The organism is Microbacterium schleiferi, from assembly GCF_015565955.1.
Taxonomy (GTDB): Bacteria; Actinomycetota; Actinomycetes; order Actinomycetales; family Microbacteriaceae; genus Microbacterium; species Microbacterium schleiferi_A.
In genome coordinates this window covers 1,704,171-1,722,961 of record NZ_CP064760.1, presented here as the reverse complement: position 1 = coordinate 1,722,961, position 18,791 = coordinate 1,704,171, and the positions used below count along the sequence as shown (strand labels likewise).

Genomic DNA, 18,791 nt, shown 5'->3' with positions numbered 1-18,791 from the left:
TGTCGTTTGTCGCGCGTCTACACGCTCAGGCTGATACGCGACGGTGCAACGCGGTTGAGCGACGACGAACCGACTCTGTTCCCATGGATCCCAGAATCAGTGCGGTCTGCAGAATGAGCGCTTCGCGGGGGCCCGTCGCATCCCAACCGATCACTTCGGAAACGCGCTTGAGGCGGTACCGAACAGTATTAGGATGGACGAACAGCTCTCGGGCGGTGGCCTCCAGCGACCGCCCGTTGTCCAAGTAGCTCCACAGGGTCGTCACGAGATCCGTGGAGTGCGCGTGAAGCGGCCGGTAGATCCGCTCGATCAGCGTCTGCTTGGCCAACGGATCGCCGGCGAGGGCACGCTCGGGAGGAGGTCATCTGCCTCCACGGGACGTGGCGCGTGGCGCCAGGCGCGGGCCACCGCGAAGCCCGCGAGCGCTGCGCGAGCGCTCATGCTCGCGTCGACCAGCGCCGGGACGGCGGGGCCGAGGACGAGGTATCCGGGTCCGAACCCGGGTTCAAGGCGACGAGCGATCTCGGGGAACGGCAGATCCTGCTCAGCGTCGTCCGATCGGGGAGAAGCCTCCGACCGTCCGATCACGAGAACGAGACGCGATCCCTGCACACCGATGAGCACATCCACACCGAGCTTGCGGGCTGTGCGGCGCAACTGGTCGACATCGAACTGCGGCGGGGTCGTGCCCACCAAGACGGCGACCTCGCCATGCCCGTGCCAGCCGAGCGCGGCAATCCGACTCGGCAGCTCCTCGTCGGTTTCGCCCGTGAGGATCGAGTCCACCACGAGCGCCTCGAGACGCGCATCCCACAGGCCGCGGGCTTCGGCAGCTCGTGCGTACACGTCAGCCGCCGCGAACGCGACTTCTCGTGAGTAGAGCAGGATCGCCTCACGCAAGCTCTCGCTCTTGCTCGCGATCCGCTCTTCGGTCACGGTGACCGACACCCGGATGAGCTGCAGCGTCTGTTGCAGGCTCACGCTGCGCAACAGCTCGCGGGGAGCTGCAGCGAAGATGTCAGCAGCGATCCACGGTGTGGATTGGGGATCGTCGTACCACTGGATGAACGACGTGATACCCGCCTGGGCGACCAGGCCCACCGCCGAGCGACGCGCCGGCGGCATCTCGGAATACCAGGGCAGGCTCTGTTCGAGTCGCTGGATCGTCGCGGTCGCGAGATCCCCCGAGATGCGGCGTAGCCACGCCAGCGTCTCGGCCTTGTCGGTGGGATGCGCGGTCATGGTCGAGGCGTCAGCTCTCCCCGCCCGCGTTCCCGCTCGTGCCCGCCTTGACGTTGTGCAGGTCGTACTTGCGGATCGCCTGACCAGCCAGGGCCCGGTCGACCGCGCCCTCCTCGGCCAACGCCTGCAGAGTCCGCACGACGATCGACGGGCCGTCGATCTTGAAGAAACGCCGCGCTGCCGGACGTGTGTCCGAGAAGCCGAAGCCGTCGGCGCCCAGCGTTGCGAAGTGCCCCGGGACCCACGGACGGATCTGGTCCTGAACCGCGTGCATGAAGTCGCTCACGGCGATGACGGGTCCTTCGGCGTCCTGCAGCTTCTCGCTGATGTAGGCGCGTCGCGGCTCGTTCTCGGGGTGCAGGAAGTTGTGCTCGTCGGCTGCGAGGCCATCGCGACGCAGCTCGGTCCACGAGGTCACCGACCAGACGTCGGCCTGCACGCCCCAGTCGTCGCGCAACAGCTGCTGTGCCTCAAGGGCCCACGGCACACCCACGCCCGATGCCAGAAGCTGCGTGCGGGGCCCTTCGCCTTCGGCGGTGGAGATGCGGTGGATGCCGCGCACGATGCCCTCGACATCCACGCCCTCGGGCTCTGCCGGCTGAACAAGCGGCTCGTTGTAGACCGTGAGGTAGTACATGACGTCCGGGTCGGGGTGATGCCCGCCGTACATCCGCTCAAGTCCCGACTGCACGATGTGCGCGATCTCGTACCCGTATGCGGGGTCGTACGAGACTGTCGCGGGGTTCGTCGACGCGAGCAGGTGTGAGTGACCGTCAGCGTGCTGAAGGCCCTCACCGGTCAGGGTCGTACGGCCAGCGGTGGCACCGATCACGAACCCGCGCGTCATCTGATCGCCGGCTGCCCACTGGGCGTCGCCGGTGCGCTGGAATCCGAACATCGAGTAGAAGACGTAGACCGGAATCAGCGGCTCGCCATGCGTCGCGTAGGACGTCCCCGTGGCCGTGAGCGCGGCCAGCGCGCCGGCCTCGTTGATGCCGACGTGCATGATCTGGCCCTGCGGGCTCTCCTTGTAGGCAAGAAGCAGATCGCGGTCGACCGACGTGTAGTTCTGACCGTGCGGGTTGTAGATCTTCTGCGTCGGGAAGAACGCATCGATACCGAACGTGCGTGCCTCGTCCGGGATGATCGGCACGATGCGGTTGCCGAAGCCCTTGGCGCGCAGCAGATCTTTGAGCAGGCGCACGAAGGCCATGGTGGTGGCGACTTCCTGCGTGCCCGATCCCTTCTTGGGGAGGGCATAGACGTCGTCGCCCGGCAGGGTGATCGCGGTGTGCGACGTGCGGCGCTGGGGGAGGAAACCGCCCAGCGAGCGGCGGCGCTCCATCATGTACTGGATCGTCTCGTCCTGCGGGCCGGGGTTGTAGTACGGCGGCAGGTACGGGTTCTCTTCGAGCTGAGCATCCGAGATCGGAATGCGCATCGAGTCGCGGAAGTGCTTCAGGTCCTCGAGCGTCATCTTCTTCATCTGGTGGGTCGCGTTGCGGCCCTCGAAGTGGTGACCGAGGCCGTAGCCCTTGATGGTCTTTGCGATGATGACCGTGGGCTGCCCCTTGTGCTCGACGGCAGCCTTGTAGGCAGCGTAGACCTTGCGATAGTCGAGCCCGCCGCGGCGAAGCTTGCCCCAGATCTCGTCGTCGCTCCAGTCCTTCACCAGGGCTGCGGTGCGCTCATCACGGCCGAAGAAGTGCTCGCGAATGAACGCGCCGTCTTCCGCCCGGTAGGTCTGGAAGTCCCCGTCGGGGGTGGTGTTCATGAGGTGAACGAGCGCGCCGTCGGTGTCCTTGGACAGCAGTTCGTCCCACCCGGTACCCCACACGACCTTGATGACATTCCATCCCGCGCCGCGGAAGAAGCTCTCGAGCTCCTGAATGATCTTGCCGTTACCGCGAACAGGGCCGTCCAGGCGCTGCAGGTTCGCGTTGACCACGAAGGTGAGGTTGTCGAGGCCCTCGTTGGCAGCTACCTGCAGCTGACCACGGCTTTCGACCTCATCCATCTCGCCGTCGCCGAGGAATGCCCACACGTGGCTGTCGCCGACATCCTTGATTCCGCGGTTGGTCAGGTACTTGTTGGTCATCGCCTGATAGATGGCGTTGATCGGGCCGAGGCCCATCGAGACCGTGGGGAACTGCCAGTAATCCGGCATGAGTCGCGGGTGCGGGTACGACGGGATGCCGTTGGGAGCCGCCGACTTCTCCTGCCGGAACCCGTCGAGCTGCGCCTGGGTCAGACGCCCTTCCAGGAAGGAACGGGCGTAGATGCCGGGGGAGGCGTGCCCCTGGATGAACACCTGATCGCCACCGGATTCGTGATCCGGGCCGCGGAAGAAGTGGTTGAAGCCGACCTCATACAGCGACGCCGAGGACGCGTAGGTCGAGATGTGACCGCCGACACCGATCCCGGGACGCTGTGCGCGGTGAACCGTGATCGCGGCATTCCAACGGATCCAGCGGCGGTAACGACGCTCCAACTCCTCGTCACCGGGAAAGTCGGGTTCGGCATCCGGGGAGATGGTGTTGATGTAGTCCGTGGTCGGCACCTGCGGAACGTTGAGCTGGAGCTCATGCGAGGTCTGCAACAGGCTGAGCATGATTTCCCTGCCGCGCCCGTGGCCCTTGGCCGAGACGAGCTGCTGCAGGGACTCCTGCCATTCCGCGGTCTCGTCGGGGTCGCTGTCGAGCGGTCCCTGCGAGTACGGATCCTGATCGTTGACGGTCACGTGAAACCTTTCTTCGACGGGCAGGGTGTGCCACGAACGGGCGGCCGTGCGCTGCAGGGTGAGCACCGCAGGGTCTGGTCGTGCGCGTGTCTGTACGGCAGACCACGACCCAGCCTAGCGATTCCCGCATCCGGTGGGAGCGGTCGAGGCGCCCTGGGCCTGTCGGTGGAAACGATGGATGCGTCATCCGCCCCGTAGACTCGCCTCGAGGGCCTTTAGCTCAGCTGGTAGAGCGCCACGTTTACACCGTGGATGTCGTCGGTTCGATCCCGGCAGGGCCCACATGAATGCGAGTCCGGACGACCAGCGGCGTCTTCTCGAGGTCGCTGCCCTCGATGCCCGAATCCGCAGCGCCGCAGCTGCCGCGCGGTCTCCGGAGCAGGCAGCTCGGGTGTCGGAGCTGATGCAGTCGCGGACCGAGCTCAACCAGGAACTCGTGCGTGCCCGGGGGATGTCGACGACGTCCGCGCCGAGCAGCGTCGGCTCGATGACGACCTCAAGGTTGTCGAAGCACGCATTGCGCGCGATGCGGGTCGATTGGCCGACTCTGCCAACGCCAAAGAAGCGCAGAATCTGGAACACGAGCTTGCGGCACTGGCCCGACGAAAGAGTGATCTCGAAGACGCCGATCTCGACGCGATGGAGCGCGCGGAGGCCGCCGAAGAGATTGTTACCGGACTTGAGGCGAGACTGCGCGAGATCAACGAGGAGGGCGCCTCGCTCAGCGCCGCGGCAAAGTCCGCCGTTGCGGCAGCCCAGGCTGACGAGGCGGCAGCCTCCCGCGACCGCGAGGCCGTCGCCGCGACGGTATCCGCCGACCTGCTCGGCCTTTACGACAAGCTCGCTCAGCGGAGCGCGGGTGCAGCCTTGCTGACACGTCAAACGTGCGGTGGATGCCACATGGTTCTCGCGGGCAGCGATCTCAGCGCCCTGCGCGCCGCAGCGCCAGAGGCTGTGGTGACATGCCCCGAGTGCGGCTGCATCCTCGTCCGCACCGAAGAGTCGGGTCTGTAACCGCGGCCCGGAGCACGTCGCTGCTCGTGCCGCCGCGTAGACTCGCGGGTGCGAATGGGTCGGCTGGACGGTCGCGTCGCGGCAATGCCGCGCCGAGGAACGTCCGGGCTCCACAGGGCAGGGCGGTGGGTAACACCCACCCGGAGTAATCCGCGAGACAGTGCCACAGAAAGCAGACCGCCGGGCTCGTCCCGGTAAGGGTGAAAGGGTGGTGTAAGAGACCACCGGGGTCGTGGTGACACGACCCGCAGGGTAAACCTCGTCCGGAGCAAGGCCAGACAGGGGATGACGACGCGGCTCGCCGAGTCCCCGGGTAGGCCGCTAGAGCGGCGCGGCAACGCGTCGCCGAGAGAGATGACCGTCGACGGAGCGACAGCTCCCGAACAGAACCCGGCGTACAGGCCGGCCCATTCGTCCCGATGACGCGTTGCGGCGCCGAACTGCTCAGTCGGCGGCTGTCGCCTGAGCCAGCTGGGGCATCGCGCCGAGTGACAGAGCTGCTGCGCCGATGATTCCCGAGTTGTTGCGGTGCACTGCCGGCACGATCGGGGTGTTCAGCTTCAGCAGGGGCAGGAACTCCTCGGGGTGCTTCGACACGCCGCCACCGACGACGAACAGGTCGGGCGAGAAGAGGAACTCGAGGTGGCTGTAGTACCACTGGAGCCGCTTAGCCCACTTCGCCCAGGAGAGTTCTTCGCGCTCCATGGCGGAGTAGGCCGCGTAGTACTCGGCATCCTTGTCCTTGCCGGGCCGTGCGAGGTGACCGAGTTCGGAGTTGGGGATCAGGACGCCGTTGTAGATCATGGCCGAGCCGATGCCGGTGCCCAGGGTCGTGAGCAGGACGAGTCCCTCCACGCCCTTCGCCGCGCCGTAGCGCACCTCCGCGACGCCGGCGACATCCGCGTCATTGGCGAAATGGATGTCGCGGCCGAGACCGTCCTCGAAGAACTTCTCGGCCTCGAAACCGATCCACTTCTCCGAGACGTTCGCGGCCGAGAGGGTCTTGCCGTTCTTCACGATCGCCGGGAAGGCAACACCGAGCGGAATATCCGAGTCGGCCACCTCCAACGTCTCGAGAACTTTCTTGACGGCTTCCAGAACGGCCGGCGGCTCGGCTCCCGCGGGGGTGGGGACCTTGATGCGATCGGTGACGAGCTCACCCGCTTCGAGGTCGACAACACCTCCCTTGATTCCCGTGCCGCCGATGTCGATGCCCACTGCTCGGGTCAGGTCAGATGCCATGCGATCAGCCTACCCACCCACGCGGCTCGGATCAGTAGGATCGAGTCAACGGAACCCACCGAGGGAGCAGACGTGTCCGCTGATGCCGAGAAGTACTGGTACAACCTGACCACCGGTCAGGTCGAGAAGGGCTTCGAGTCGCCCGCGGTCGACCGCGCCGGTCCGTTCGATACCGCAGAGGAGGCGGCTCGGGCACCGGAGATCATGAAGGAGCGGTCGCGCGCCTGGTCCGACGACGAAGCCCGCGAGGACTCCTGGGGCTCCGGCGGCACTGCCGCCCACTGACGTTCGTACCGAGAGGACCTCCATGGACAAGCAGCGGGACTTTGTTCTTCGCACGATCGAGGAGCGCGGCGTCAAGTTCGTGCGCCTGTGGTTCACCGACGTGATCGGAACCCTCAAATCGGTGGCTGTCGCGCCTGCCGAGGTTGAGGGGGCATTCACGGAAGGCCTCGGCTTTGACGGCTCCGCGATCGAGGGTCTGACGCGCTCGTACGAGTCGGATCTGCTCGCGCACCCCGATCCCACGACGTTCCAGACGCTGCCATGGCGGGGCGAGATCGACCCGACAGCTCGCATGTTCTGCGACATTACGACGCCCGACGGACAGCCGGCTGTGGCCGACCCGCGTCACGTCCTCAAGCGGACTCTCGCAAAGGCCGCGGATGCCGGATTCACGTTCTACACGCATCCGGAGATCGAGTTCTACCTGCTCAAGTCCTCCTCCTACGGTGCCGAGGGCCCGGAGCCGGTGGATTCGGCGGGGTACTTCGACAACGTTCCCGGTGGCACTGCGCATGACTTCCGCCGTCGGTCGGTGCGGATGCTCGAAGACCTGGGGATCTCGGTCGAGTACAGCCACCACGAAGGCGGGCCCGGCCAGAACGAGATCGACCTGCGGTACGCCGACGCGCTTGCCACCGCTGACAACATCATGACGTTCCGCACGGTGATCAAAGAGGTGGCGATCGAGCAGGGGGTCTACGCGACCTTCATGCCCAAGCCCCTCAGCGGCCAGCCCGGCAGCGGCATGCACACCCACATGTCGCTGTTCGAAGGAGACACCAACGCCTTCTACGAGGAGGGTGCGCAGTACCAGCTCTCGAAGGTCGGACGGCAGTTCATCGCAGGCCTTCTTCGGCACGCGAACGAGATCAGTGCCGTCACGAACCAGTTCGTCAATTCGTACAAGCGTCTGTGGGGCGGCGATGAGGCGCCGAGCTTCATCTGCTGGGGGCACAACAACCGTTCGGCGCTGGTTCGCGTTCCGATGTACAAGCCCAATAAGGGCCAGTCCTCCCGCGTCGAGTATCGCGCTCTGGACTCCGCAGCCAATCCCTACCTGTCGTACGCGCTGCTCCTGGCTGCCGGGCTCAAGGGCATCGAAGAGGGCTACGAGCTGCCCGCCGAAGCCGAAGACAACGTGTGGTCTCTCAGCGATTCCGAGCGCCGTGCCCTGGGCTACGCGCCGCTGCCGCAGAGTCTGGATCACGCGCTCGAGTACATGGAGGACTCGGAGCTGGTGGCTGAGACGCTCGGCGAGCAGGTCTTCAACTACGTCCTTCTGAACAAGCGCCGCGACTGGCAGCAGTACCGTGCGCAGGTCACACCGTACGAGCTGAAGAGCAATCTCGAGATGCTCTGACTCTCCCGGGACCGTCGATGGCATCCACCGAACGGACCACGGGTCTGACCGACCTGGCGCGGGTCGGCTTCAGCGAACTCGCCCAGGCTGATGCGGGACTAGCCGAGCTCGTCGAGACCCTCGGTATCGACCGTGCGCAGGCAGCGGCGCCTGCTGCAACGGCCCCCGATCCCGACGCGGCGCTGCAGGCACTGCTCTGGGTGGCGAGACGAGATCCCGCCGCGCTCCGGCTCGCGGCATCTGACGAACGCCGGTGGGCCCAGCTCTGGCTGCTGCTCGGCGCCTCACGGGGCTTCGGCGAGTTCTATGGCCGGCATCCGCGTGAGATCGGGAAGCTCGAAGGTGGCGCCGACGCCCTTCCCTCAGAAACAGAGCTCCGCGAGACCCTTCTGAGCGCCGTGGGTGCGCAGGACGGCTTCGCGGACGACGGTTCCGAGGATGCCTGGGTTCGCCTGCGGATCGCGTATCGGACCCAGCTCGCGCGCATCGCGTTGTTTGATCTTTCGCACGTTGCGCCGGAGGCGGTGCTCGATGCCGTGGCAGCAGCACTCGCGGATGCGGCGGGCGCGGCGCTGGAAGCATCGCTTTGCGTTGCCCGGACCCGGATATCGACGGACGGGCCCGCTGGGCAGTTCTCCCGCGAGCAGGTCGACGCAACCCAGCTCGCCATCATCGGCATGGGCAAGTGCGGCGCTCGCGAATTGAACTACGTCTCGGATGTCGACGTCATCTTCGTCGCGGGGACCGATGACGAATCCCTCGTCTCCGAGAGTCGCGCCGTCGATATCGGTACCCGCCTCGCTGTGCAGACGATGCGCGGGATCTCCGGTGTCGAAATCGAGCCGCCGCTGTGGGAGGTCGATCCGAACCTCCGGCCCGAGGGCAAACAGGGCGCCTTGGTGCGCACCCTCGATTCGCACGTGGCCTACTACGAGCGGTGGGCGAAGAGCTGGGAGTTCCAGGCCCTGCTGAAGGCGCGGCCGATCGCCGGCAACCGGGTGCTCGGCGACGCGTACATCGACGCCGTGCAGCCGCGCGTGTGGGCCAGCGCTGCTCGCGAGAACTTCGTCGACAGCGTGCAACGCATGCGGGAGCGCGTCACCGACCACATCCCGCAGGACGAGGTTGCTCAGCAGATCAAGCTCGGTCCCGGCGGCATCCGCGACGTGGAGTTCACGGTGCAATTGCTCCAGCTGGTGCACGGGCTGAGCGATGAGGCGATCCGCCAGCGAGGCACCCTGTCGGCGATCAACGCTCTCGTCGCCGAGGGATACATCGGCCGGACAGACGCGGCAGCGTTCGCACGCGACTACCGTCTGCTGCGTGTTCTGGAACACCGTCTTCAGCTGCGTCGCCTCTCGCGCACTCACCTGATGCCGACCGATCCCGACGAACTGCGTGTGTTGGCGCGGGCCACGGGGCTGGCCGATACCGGTGCAGAACTGGTGTCGCAGTGGGAGTCGATCAAGCGGGAAGTCCGCGACATCCACGTGCGGTTGTTCTACCGGCCGCTGCTGTCGGCGGTGGCCGCGCTGCCCGCCGAAGAACGCGCCCTCTCGGAGGACCAGGCCCACGACCGGCTCGCAGCCATCGGATTCCTCGATCCTCCGGGTGCCCTGCGCCACATCCGGGCGTTGACGACCGGGCTGAGCCGCAAGGCGACGATCCAGCGCCATCTCATGCCCGTGATGATCCGTTGGTTCGCGGACGGCGTCGATCCCGACTACGGCTTAATCTCGTTCCGACGCTTGAGCGAGCGCCTCGGCGACACACCGTGGTTCTTGCGGATGCTGCGGGACTCGACGGGGGCAGCTGAGCGCCTGACGCGCGTGCTCTCGGGCTCGCGGTATGTCGGAGAGCTCGTCGAGTGGATTCCCGAATCAGCTGCGTGGCTCGATCACGAGGAGCACCTGCGGCCTCGGTCGGGTGTTGCGCTCCAAGAGGAGGCGCGCGCGATCCAGACGCGTCACCGTTCGATCGAGGACGCGGCGCGGGCCGTGCGCGCGCTGCGTCGCCGAGAAGTGCTGCGCACCGCGATGGGCGGGGTTCTCGGCATCCTGTCGATCGACGAGATCGCCGACGCGCTGACGACCATCACAGAGGTCACCATCCAGGCGACGCTGCGGGCGGTGCGACGCGATGCCGTGCCGCCCGAGGATGACGCCCTCGACTTCTCTGTAATCGCCATGGGACGATTCGGTGGCGCGGAGCTCGGCTTCGGGTCGGATGCTGATGTCTTGTACGTCTACCGCGCCAACGGCCTCGAGGACGGTCGCGCCTCCCAGTTGGCGAACGCACTCGTTGCCGGCCTACGGCAGCACTCTGAGGATCTGCGGCTGCCCCTCGATCTGGACGCCGACCTCCGTCCCGAGGGTCGCACCGGACCGCTCGTCCGGTCGCTGGATGCCTATGCTGCCTACTACCGACGATGGTCGCTGTCGTGGGAGGCGCAGGCTCTGCTGCGTTCACGGGGCGTCGCCGGCAGCGTGAAGCTGATCGGGGCTTTCACTGATCTCGCCGACGCGGTCCGGTACCCCGCATCGGCCGACGAGAACGGTCTGCGAGAGATCAAACGCATCAAAGCTCGTGTCGAGAACGAACGTCTGCCTCAGGGCGTCGATCCGGCGCGGCACCTCAAGTTGGGCCCCGGTTCTCTCAGCGATGTGGAGTGGCTCGTGCAGCTGCTCCAGCTCCAGCATGCGCACGCCGTCCCCGAACTGCGCACCACATCGACCCTGCGGGCGCTAGACGCCCTGGCCGCCCACAGCCTGCTTCCCGCTAGTGCCGTCGAACGCCTGAGGCACGCGTGGATTCTCGCGAGCAGATTGCGATCGGCAAACACGTTGCTGTCGGGCCAGACGAGCGACGTGTTGCCCACGGATCGCCGCAAGCTCGACGGCCTGGCTCGACTCTTGGAATACCCACCGCACTCGGCATCCCAGGTCGAAGAGGACTACCTGGGTGCGACGCGCCGTGCCCGGCGGGTGTTCGAGAAGTACTTCTACGGTTGAGCCGCCCACGCGCCTGCGCAACGGGAACGACAGAAGGCTCGCATCCGGTCGGATGCGAGCCTTCTGTCGTTCAGGACCGGTCAGACGCCGAAGTACAGCTCGGCTTGAGGATCTGAGAACCGGAGGGTGTTCCACAGGATCATACTCCCCTGCAAATACAGGGAAGTGCGATGTTGAGCATGGAGTTGGTCGCTACTGCGGCGGTCCGAGAACCCGTCCGTTTACTCGATTCTTGGCCGTCCTACGGGGTTCGCTGGAGGTCTGCGGGTGGTGCCGCCTACCTCATTGGTATGAGCGACGACCGCCCCCGCCTCTGGACTCCGCAGGAGCTTGCGGAGTACACGGGCATCCCGATCAGGACGCTCGCTGACTGGCGCACAGAGCGTGCGCGCAGCCGAGGTCTCGGGTTGCCGTTCGTCGCACTCTCGTCGCACAACGTTCGCTACCGCGATGAGGATGTCGAGGCGTTCATCGCTGGGCGGATCGTGGCCCCGACGGATAGGGCGGGCGACTGATGGCGCGGCCGAAGCGCGCACTCGGCGAACTCGGCAAGGTGACCTACACGGTCGAGCCGAGCGGACTGGTCATCGCGCGAGCGCGGGTCTATGACGGCCAGGGGCAGGAGCGTCGTCCCAGCGGCAGCGGAGCGACCGAGGCTGAGGCGCTGACGGCGTTGCAGGAAGCTGCTGATGTCGCTGTCGGTCGAGTGCTGGCGCGACGAGCACAGGTCATGACTGTCGCTGAGCTGGCGAAGGCGTGGCTGAAGACGGCGTATCACGACGATGATCCGCGGGTGCTGCGCCAGCGCCGCGAGCAGACCGTCGATGGCTACGCATCGGTTGTTCGCGCGCATGTCGTCCCGCGCGCCGGTGCCATCCCCATTGCCGACATCACCGCCGACCGTGCTGATGGGCTGCTCATGGACGTAGCACGGGAGAAGTCGGTAACGACCGCGAACAAGGTTCGGAACGTGATGTCGCTCATGTTCGACTGGGCGATCCAGCAGGGGCACTTCTCGGCTGCCGGGTCGATCCAGAACACACGGTACGGAGCGGTCGTCATGGCGAACCCGATCCGTGCGACCAGGCGAGCGGACGAGCCGGACACGGTGTACTTCGAACTCGACGCGGTGCAGGTCAAGTACATCCTCCACCTCATCCGCGAGGTGTGGCCCGAGCGGCACCGGAAGCGGTATCCGGTGGGCCGACGGCCCAACTACAAGCTGCTCGCCGACTACATCCTCATCACGCTCGGCACCTCCGAGAGGACGGCAGAACCGATTGCGATCCGGTTCCAGGACGTGCGGTTCGAGGCGGTGGAACAACCGGATGGAAGCCTCACGATGGAGGCGCTCGTCTGGGTCGGCGGGACGATGGTTCGCACCAAGTCCCGCGGCCTGTTTCGCCAGGACTCGCCCAAAGCGGAGCGGCAGAAGCGTTGGGTTCGCGTGCCGAAGTTCGCAGCGAAGGTACTGAGCGAACTCGTGGCGAGCCACGTTCCCGACCCCGAACGGAATCCAGACGACGTGCTGTTCACGACCGAGCGCGGCCGTCCGCGCGACCCCAGCGCCGTCGGCGAGTTGCTCCGGATGTTCCGCCGCGAGTTCGAGCCGGAACTGCTGGCTATCGGGGTCGACGCCGAGCATCTCACCTTCCGCAGTCTCCGCAAGGCGGTCGCGGCCGCGGTATCGGACACGGCTGGCGTCGAGGTCGCACGCGACCTGCTCGGGCACAGCAGTACCGACATCACGGAAGGGCACTACGCGAAGCGTCCCGACCTCATCGTCGAGGTCGCGGCTGACGCGCTCGACGAGGCGTTCGCGGGCATCGACGCATGAACTGTAAGGCTCAAGAAGGGGATGCCGTATGAACACTTGTATTGTCCAGAGTGTGCAGATGGAGGTAGGATGGGGTCATGACCATGACGAGCTTGACGATCAACCCGGAGGATGTGCGCTCCAGCGCCGGGGCGCGCCCGGCTTGGCTGGAGCAGGTCGCCGCATATGTGCAGCAGGCGGCAGCCGATGGGGAGACGGTGACGCTGACGGCGAAGCGCCGCATGATGACCCCCGAGCAGGTCGCCGACGCGATGGGCGTGTCTCGTCCCACCATCTCGCGGAAGATCAAGGCGGGGGAGATTCGCGCGGTCAAGGTCGGCAATCGCAATCGCATCCCCTACGAGGAGTTCGCGCGGTACTGGCGCAAGACGATGGGCGACCTCGTGGAGCTGACGCGCGATGAACTCCGCGACGACCTCTTCGGCGATCAGTGAGCTGACGCGCGTTCTCCTGGACGCGAACATCATCGCTAAGCCCGTCACTCGGACTCTGCTGGTCGTCGGCGGGGTGCCGAGCGGCTTCCGCGCCTTCTGGAGCCGGGCTGCCGAGCGGGAGGCCCAGGTGCACATGCGCCCGAGGGCGTTGCCGCCGTCGAGTGTCCGGGAGCGATTCGACGTCTTGCTCGGGCCGACCGGCACGGGTGCGGAACATTTCGGAGGCACGAAGGGCGCGGATCGGCAGATCCTTGCCGATGCTGCGGCCGCGGGCGCACGCTTCCTGGTCACCGAGGATGTGGACGACTACGGGCTGGACGATCTTGCTAGCGTCGGCATCTCGGCGGCGAACCCCGATCTGTTCCTCGCCGCGCGGCTCACCCGCGATGCCTATTCGACGGTGATCGACCTGTTCGTCGAGCGTCAGCTCAACCCGCCGACCACGCCCGCGCAATTCCACGCCGCCATCGCCAAGAACCACCCGCGCCTGTTCGCCGCACACGCGGACCTCTACGAGGTCGAACCCGAACACGGCATCCACGGCGAACCGGAGGTGATCTTTCGCGGCGCGCGCTGCCTGCGCTGCGAGCAGATCATCGCCGACCCGGCCACGATCGTCGACGGGCTCGGCCCGGAGTGCCGCTGAGCTACAGCCGCTGGGCGTTGCCCGGCGGCGCGGCCGGAGGCGTCACGGGGACGAACGGGGTCGCGGGCTCACGACCCGCACCCTCCCGCGACCCGAGGTTCGGTTCGTAGGCGCGCACTGCTTCGATGGTCAGCTCGACGCGCTCGGACTCTGGCGCGGCGGGCTCGGGTGCCGGTTCGTCCTGCATCGCGGCGAGCTGGGACTCGACGCGGGCGAGGTCTTCCTCGGCGTCGGCGAGGGTCTGTGCGTGGCGGAAGGGCTGGCCGAGGCGCTGCTGGGTATCGGTGACGGTCTGCTCGGCTTCTTCCAGGTCTTCGCGGGCCTGGTCGAGGAGGGAGGGGATGCCGCTGACACGGTTCTCGATGCGCTGCACGAGCCCGAGCCCGGCCTCCAGGAACGACTCCTTCGACATCGTGAATCCCGAGCGGGGCACCTCGGGCAGGGAGAGGGTCACATCGAGAGCGGCGAGCCCGGAGCGGGCCTCGACGTGGATGTCGAAGCCTGAGATGCGGCCGATGATCCCGAAGTCCTTGTGCCCGTACCGAGGCAGCCACTTCAGGCCGGAGTCGCTCATCCATGCGGCGAGGGCGTGGGCGGCTTCGGAGCGGGAGTCGTAGTCGCGCGCGCCGAGCGTGATGCGGAACCTGTCGCCGCTCGTGTCGATCATCCGCGGGGCAGCGGCTTCCAGCCCGCGAATGTCCGCGGCGGCGCGCTCGGCGGCTGACCGGGCGCGGTTTCCGGTGTGGACGAGCATGTCCTCGTTGCGCTCGTGCGCGCGCTGGAGGCGGCGGAGCCGGTTCACCTCGTTGAGGATGACGGAGTGCTCCAGCAGGAGCGGATTGCCGGAGGCGATTGCCTTGGCCTCTGCTGCGGACAACGCGGAGGTGTCGATCTCCTCGATCTCTCGGGCGTTGATCTTGCCGCGCAGGAGCTGCGCGAACGACGCGGCCTTCCGCTCGACGGTCTGCCACATGTAGGAGTCGAAGGAACGCTCGGTGACGTAGCGGACGATCGCCACTTCCTCGTTCTGGTTGCCCTGCCGCATGATGCGACCGTCGCGCTGCGCGATGTCGGAGGGCCGCCACGGGCAGTCCAGATGGTGCAGCGCGATGGCGCGGGCCTGGACGTTCGTGCCGACACCCATCTTCTCCGTCGATCCGAGGAGCACGGCGACGTGGCCGGCACGGGCTGCGGCGAACAGGCGGGCCTTCTCCACGTCGGTCTTCGCCTCGTGCATGTATCTGACCTGCTCGGCGGGGATGCCGCGCTGCACGAGCTGCTGCCGCAGCTCGTCGTAGGCGTTCCACCTGTCCTGGTTCGGGGTGCCGATATCGGAGAACACGAGCTGGAGCGACCCGCGCACCGTGGAGGGTTGCCCGGTCACCGTGTCGAGGTACTCGTTGTCGCGGGTGCGCTCCCAGATGCGGTGGATCGCGTCGGCGGCGACGTCGACCTTGCTCGGCCCGGACGGGTCGCGGGAGATGACCATGCGGATGTCGAGCGCGGCCTTGCGTCCGTCGGTGGCGATCAGGAGCATGTTGTCTTCGTCGGGCCGCACCTGGCGGGTGGCGACCTTCTCGGCGCGCTCGGCGAGGGATGCGACGTACTGTTCCAGCTCGACGGTCGGCTGCACCGGCACGGTGGAGGGCGCGCGGCTGCCGTCGTCGCGCTGCACGAGCGCGGGCACGGGCAGGTCGAGGTCTTCAGCGGTCTTCACGTCGGCGAACACCGACCACATCCGGAGCAGCTCCTGCCCGTTCTGGAACCGGGCGAAGCGGGTCTTCATTCGGAAGGTACTGCCGGTCGGCGAGATCTCCATCTGCGTGACCAGCTCGCCGAACGTTGCCGCCCACGCATCGAACGCGCCGACACCCGCCGACTCCAGCACGTCGGGCCGCAGGTATCGCTGCATGACATAGGTTTCGGTGATCGAGTTCGAGATGGGCGTCGCGGTCGCGGCGGTCACGACCCGCTCGCGCCCCGCGGAGCGGAGGTATTCGAGCTTCATGTGCAGGTCGCTCGCGCGATCCGAGCCCTCGATGGCCGCGTCCCTGATGTTCGACTCGGTGGCGAGATTCTTGTACATATGCATCTCGTCGACGATGACGTAATCAATGCCGGTGTCCTCGAAGCAGACGCCGCGGTCGCGGTCGGAGTCGAGCCGATCCTTGAGCTTGTTCTCCATCGCCAGGAGCTTCCGCTGGATGCGCTTGACGCTCATCCGCTGCTCGCCGGTCGCCTCGCCCAGCACTCGCCGCACGTCGTCTACCTGCCCGCGGATGTACTCCTGCTGCGTCTCGGCGCGCAGCGGGATCTTGGCGAACGCCCCCTGCGTGAGGATGATCGCGTCCCACTCGTTCGCGGCAGCGCGGGCGACGAACAGCCGCCGCTTGTCTGCCGTGAGGTCGAGGCTCGACGCCGCGAGCACGCGGGCGCGCGGGTAGATCTGGAGCCACTCGCGCCCGAACTGCTCCAGCATGTGATTCGGCACGACCACGACGGGCTTGCCGATGAGCCCCATCCGGCGCATCTCCATCGCGCCCATAATCATTTCCGCGGTCTTGCCCGCGCCGACCTCGTGGAACAGGCCCGCGGCGGGCTCGGACACCATGCGCGCGACAGCGGCTCGCTGGTGCGTGCGCGGCTCGAAGTTCGACGCCAGGCCGGGCAACGACAGATATGCCCCGGCATCCGTGTAGTCACGGAGCACGATGGAGTTGAAGCGCCGGTTGTACTCGTCCACGAGCGCCTGCGCGCGTGCCGGGTCTTCCCACACCCACTCGCTGAACCGCTCTTGGAGGCCGTCGGCCTTCTCCTGCGCTGCGGCGGTCTCGACGGGGTTGAGCACGCGACGCACCTTGCCGTCGATGTCCTTCTCCTCGTCGTAAACGAGCATCGTCCGCTGCTCCATGACGGCCTGTGCGATGTCCGGCGCGGGGCGGCGGGGCGTGCCCCATTCCGAGGTGGAGGGCAGCCCCTGCCGACCGCCGCGAATCTCCCACATGCCTGGCAGCGGGTTCTCCACGCGAACGTCGGGCGCGCGCAGAGTGCTACGCAGGAACTGCTCGTGCACGTCGGCGCTGATCCAGACGGCGCCGAGCTTCGCGTGGATGTCCTGGATGCCCAGCGGCGCGGGCAACACCTCAGCGAGCGCATCGACGTTGACCTGGAACTCCGGGTCGTCCTCGGCGCGGAGCCGTGCCGCTTCGAGCTTGACCCGCACGTCGCCCGACAGATACTCCGGCGCGTGGGTGAGCTGGTTCGTGACCGGATCGGCGAACACGAGCGTTCCCAGCGCCGCGCGCGCCTCGCGGTCGTTCATGCCGAGCAGATCGGCGACGAGGGTGATGTCGATGCGGCCGGTGCGGTCGAGGCTGACCGCTATGGCGTCGGCCGGGCTGTCGACACCCTGCACCTCGGCGCGCGGCACCACCACACGGTGGCTCATGATCGCGGCAGGCGACGCGGACTGATCCTCGTCGTCGAACTGCTCCAGCGCGAGCACCAGGGGACCGAACGGGTCGGAGCGCAGCAGCCGGATCGGTGTCGGCACGATGCGCGCGAAGGTCTCCTCGCCGTCCTCGTTCGTGCGCCCGGTGGGGCGCAGCGTGTAGCGGTTCAGCGCCCCGTAGGTGCCGACGTACTTCAGGTAGTCGCGGCGCAGCGTCGTGCGGGTGAGCACGATGTCAGGCGTGTCGTCCACGCTCGCCGCTTCCGCGGTCAGCAGGCGGGATGCCCCGTCGCGCAGACGCAGCAGTGCGCGTAGCTCGCGCTCGGCGGACTTCGGCACCGCAAGCGGCTCCAGCGAGCCGGAGACAACGGTGCGGAAGCCGCCGGTCTCGCTCGCCACGATGCTGCCGTCCCATAGCTCCGGCGCCGACGGGGTGAACGCTGCCCGGCGCGCCTGCTGCTCGGCGGTGCGCTCGGTCATCGTCAGCCCGGCCCGGCGCGCGGAGAACACGATCTGGTCGACGGCGACCGCGAGTTCCGCCTCCAAGTCAGCCAGATCGGTCGTGATGGTGAGCGTGGCCGCGTCGTACATCCCGTGGCCGACGCCGACCTCCCCGAGCATCTGCTCCGGGTGCTCGTCGAAGTAGCGGTTGATCCGCATCGGCACGCCGTCGATGGGCACCTGCGCGACCGTCTCCCAGGCGTCGTCGCGCATCTGCTCGCCCTCCGGTCGCCGCCGGAACACGAGCAGGTCGGTCACCACCTCCGTCCCTGCGGCGCGGCGGTGCGCCCCGGTGGGCAGGCGGATCGCGCCCACGAGGTCGGCCAGCTCGTTCATCTCCCGCCGCGCGCCGGGGTTCTGCGCGTCCATCGTGAAGTGCGAGGTCAGCACCGCGACGATTCCGCCGGGCCGGGTCAGGCGCAGCGACTTGATGATGAAGTGGTTGTGCATCGACTGCCGGGTCGCGTTGTGCAGCGGGTCGTGCAGAGTGACGCTGCTGAACGGCACGTTGCCGATGGCTGCGTCGAAGTGTCCTTCAGGCAGTCGGGTGTCGGCGAAGGACTCGGCGCGGACGGTCGCGTGCGGGTACAGCTCGGCGCAGATCGCCGCCGTCAGTGGATCGAGTTCCACCCCGGTCATCTGCGCCGACGCCGGCGCGAGGCCGATGAACGTACCCGCGCCGGAACCGGGCTCCAGCACCGCGCCGCCGCGGAACCCCAGCCCGTCCAGCAGCCGCCACACCTGCCGGGCGATCATCGGGTCGGTGTAGTGCGCGTTGATCGTCGTGCGCGCGGCGGCATCCCACTCGTCGTCGCTCAGCAGCTCGCGCAGCTCAGCGCGCTCGGCATCCCATTCGGGCTTCAGATCATCGAAGACCTCGGGGATCGCGCCCCAGCTCGACCAGCGGGCGAGCACGCGCTGACCCTCTGGAGACGCGGGGCGACCCGTCGAGTTCAGATCGTGGATGAGGTGGATCGCCTCCACGTTTGCCCGATAGCGTGCCTTCGCGCCCGAGGGGCCAAGGTCGT

General features: G+C 67.2%; 11 protein-coding genes, 1 tRNA gene, 1 other RNA gene and 1 pseudogene. 10 read left to right on the top strand and 4 right to left on the bottom strand.

Annotated features, from left to right (window positions below; all coding sequences use genetic code 11):
• Positions 1-25: 25 nt before the first annotated feature.
• A pseudogene (locus IT882_RS08200) lies at positions 26-1,242 on the bottom strand (PucR family transcriptional regulator).
• Positions 1,243-1,252: 10 nt separating this feature from the next.
• Positions 1,253-3,982 (bottom strand): pyruvate dehydrogenase (acetyl-transferring), homodimeric type, encoded by a 2,730-nt coding sequence (aceE, locus tag IT882_RS08195; protein ID WP_195691491.1) that lies wholly within the window; start codon positions 3,980-3,982, stop codon positions 1,253-1,255.
• Between the two features lie 209 nt (positions 3,983-4,191).
• On the opposite strand from aceE, the gene IT882_RS08190 reads away from it, so the two are divergent.
• The 3 genes from IT882_RS08190 (at position 4,192) to rnpB (ending at position 5,410) form a co-directional block, all read left to right on the top strand.
• Positions 4,192-4,264 (top strand) — tRNA-Val (locus IT882_RS08190).
• A complete protein-coding gene (locus IT882_RS17360; protein WP_418887740.1) occupies positions 4,235-4,996 on the top strand; it encodes a zinc ribbon domain-containing protein in 762 nt (253 codons plus the stop codon). The genes IT882_RS08190 and IT882_RS17360 overlap by 30 nt, the downstream gene beginning before the upstream one ends.
• Positions 4,997-5,051: 55 nt before the next feature.
• Positions 5,052-5,410, top strand: an RNA gene (rnpB, locus tag IT882_RS08180) — RNase P RNA component class A.
• Between the two features lie 30 nt (positions 5,411-5,440).
• On the opposite strand, the gene ppgK is transcribed toward rnpB, so the two are convergent.
• Complete coding sequence (gene ppgK, locus IT882_RS08175; RefSeq protein ID WP_195691490.1) at positions 5,441-6,238, bottom strand: polyphosphate--glucose phosphotransferase; 798 nt, start codon at positions 6,236-6,238, stop codon at positions 5,441-5,443.
• 72 nt (positions 6,239-6,310) lie between these two features.
• On the opposite strand from ppgK, the gene IT882_RS08170 reads away from it, so the two are divergent.
• The 7 genes from IT882_RS08170 to IT882_RS08140 all read left to right on the top strand — a co-directional run bounded on the left by IT882_RS08170 (position 6,311) and on the right by IT882_RS08140 (position 13,811).
• Positions 6,311-6,523 (top strand): SPOR domain-containing protein, encoded by a 213-nt coding sequence (locus tag IT882_RS08170; protein ID WP_195691489.1) that lies wholly within the window; start codon positions 6,311-6,313, stop codon positions 6,521-6,523.
• Between the two features lie 22 nt (positions 6,524-6,545).
• Complete coding sequence (locus IT882_RS08165; RefSeq protein WP_195691488.1) at positions 6,546-7,883, top strand: glutamine synthetase family protein; 1,338 nt, start codon at positions 6,546-6,548, stop codon at positions 7,881-7,883.
• A 17-nt stretch (positions 7,884-7,900) separates the two neighbouring features.
• Complete coding sequence (locus IT882_RS08160) at positions 7,901-10,894, top strand: bifunctional [glutamine synthetase] adenylyltransferase/[glutamine synthetase]-adenylyl-L-tyrosine phosphorylase (protein WP_195691487.1); 2,994 nt, start codon at positions 7,901-7,903, stop codon at positions 10,892-10,894.
• A 290-nt stretch (positions 10,895-11,184) separates the two neighbouring features.
• Positions 11,185-11,409, top strand: a complete 225-nt coding sequence (locus IT882_RS08155) for a helix-turn-helix transcriptional regulator (protein WP_102209750.1) — start codon at positions 11,185-11,187, stop codon at positions 11,407-11,409.
• Positions 11,409-12,731: a tyrosine-type recombinase/integrase gene (locus tag IT882_RS08150; protein ID WP_102209677.1), complete on the top strand. Its 1,323-nt coding sequence runs from the start codon at positions 11,409-11,411 to the stop codon at positions 12,729-12,731. Before IT882_RS08155 ends, IT882_RS08150 begins: the two co-directional genes overlap by 1 nt.
• A 77-nt stretch (positions 12,732-12,808) precedes the next feature.
• Positions 12,809-13,165: a helix-turn-helix domain-containing protein gene (locus tag IT882_RS08145; protein WP_138172280.1), complete on the top strand. Its 357-nt coding sequence runs from the start codon at positions 12,809-12,811 to the stop codon at positions 13,163-13,165.
• Between the two features lie 184 nt (positions 13,166-13,349).
• Positions 13,350-13,811, top strand: coding sequence for a hypothetical protein (locus IT882_RS08140; RefSeq protein WP_229381996.1), 462 nt, complete (start codon positions 13,350-13,352; stop codon positions 13,809-13,811).
• A gap of 1 nt (position 13,812) precedes the next feature.
• Here IT882_RS08140 and IT882_RS08135 read toward each other — a convergent pair whose 3' ends face one another.
• Positions 13,813-18,747, bottom strand: a complete 4,935-nt coding sequence (locus tag IT882_RS08135) for a helicase-related protein (protein WP_195691486.1) — start codon at positions 18,745-18,747, stop codon at positions 13,813-13,815.
• Positions 18,748-18,791 lie beyond the last annotated feature (44 nt).

Bases quoted from the DNA above. Each gene is read 5' to 3' on its own strand.
- IT882_RS17360 (WP_418887740.1), top strand. From the start codon at position 4,235: ATGTCGTCGGTTCGATCCCGGCAGGGCCCACATGAATGCGAGTCCGGA.
- ppgK (WP_195691490.1), bottom strand. From the start codon at position 6,238: ATGGCATCTGACCTGACCCGAGCAGTGGGCATCGACATCGGCGGCACG.
- IT882_RS08165 (WP_195691488.1), top strand. From the start codon at position 6,546: ATGGACAAGCAGCGGGACTTTGTTCTTCGCACGATCGAGGAGCGCGGC.
- IT882_RS08160 (WP_195691487.1), top strand. From the start codon at position 7,901: ATGGCATCCACCGAACGGACCACGGGTCTGACCGACCTGGCGCGGGTC.
- IT882_RS08155 (WP_102209750.1), top strand. From the start codon at position 11,185: ATGAGCGACGACCGCCCCCGCCTCTGGACTCCGCAGGAGCTTGCGGAG.
- IT882_RS08150 (WP_102209677.1), top strand. From the start codon at position 11,409: ATGGCGCGGCCGAAGCGCGCACTCGGCGAACTCGGCAAGGTGACCTAC.
- IT882_RS08145 (WP_138172280.1), top strand. From the start codon at position 12,809: ATGACCATGACGAGCTTGACGATCAACCCGGAGGATGTGCGCTCCAGC.